General features: G+C 68.4%; 1 protein-coding gene. It reads right to left on the minus strand.

Annotation, left to right across the window (positions count from 1 at the left end; genetic code table 11):
- A partial coding sequence (locus tag HUK82_RS16870) for a CheR family methyltransferase (protein ID WP_317134870.1) occupies positions 1-879 on the minus strand: 879 nt, incomplete at its 3' end.
- Positions 880-965: the final 86 nt, after the last annotated feature.

Here is a 965-nt window from a genome sequence, read left to right on the forward strand (position 1 = left end):
CACGATGGCCGCTCGCACGGCACGGGGACCGGCGCACGCAACGACGGGGCCGAGCCGGTACGCCTGCGCACCCGCGAACCGTTCCACGGCCAGGCGATCGGCCGCCACGCCCGCCTCGGCATGTCCCAGCATCAGCCAGCCCGATGGCGCCAGACGTGATGCCAAGCCCTCGACGATGTCGGCGACGCGTGCCGGCGTGAAATAGATCAGCACGTTGCGGCACAGAATGAGATCGAAGGTCGGCCCTTTCGGGCACGGGTGGATCACGTCGAGCAGATTACCATGCTCGAAGCGCACCATGTCGGCGAAACGGTCCCGCAGGCGCCACAATTGCTCGCCCGGAACGCGTTCGAACCAGCGGGAGATCTGTTCACGCGTCAGGCCCCGCAGACTCCAGGGACGAAAGACATGGCCACGGGCCTCACTGAGGGCAAACTGGCTGAGGTCGGTGCCCAGAATGTCCACCGTCCACCGCGCCGCGTCGGCGACAAGACCGCTGTCGAGCAGCCGACGGACAAGGATCGCCAGAGAATAGGGCTCGGCCCCGTTGGAACACCCCGCACTCCAGATCCGCAGCGTCCGCGCCGCCGCGCGCTCGCGCAGGAGGCGGGGCAGAATGACATGCTCCAGCGCCTCGAACTGGGCCGCGTCGCGAAAGAAGAACGTCTCGCGGATCGTGATCAGCGATTCGAGGGCCCGCCACTCCGCACCCTGCGCGTCATGGTCCAGCAGACGCCCATACGCCTCGGCGGTGTCGCAGCCGCACGCATGGATACGTGTCTCCATCAGCCGCGCCAGCATCTCCGGCTTGTCATCATAGTAGTGCAGCCCCGTCTGGGCGATCACGACATCGACGAGTGAACGCAGCCCCCTATCCACGCGGCGCCTCCTCGGCGCGATCGTCGGACCGGCCCCAGAGCGCGGCCTGTTCCGCCGCCACCCGGTCCCGCGCCGCCGCCTGCTCC

Origin of the sequence: Ameyamaea chiangmaiensis (assembly GCF_013376175.1) — a bacterium.
Taxonomy (GTDB): Bacteria; Pseudomonadota; Alphaproteobacteria; order Acetobacterales; family Acetobacteraceae; genus Ameyamaea; species Ameyamaea chiangmaiensis.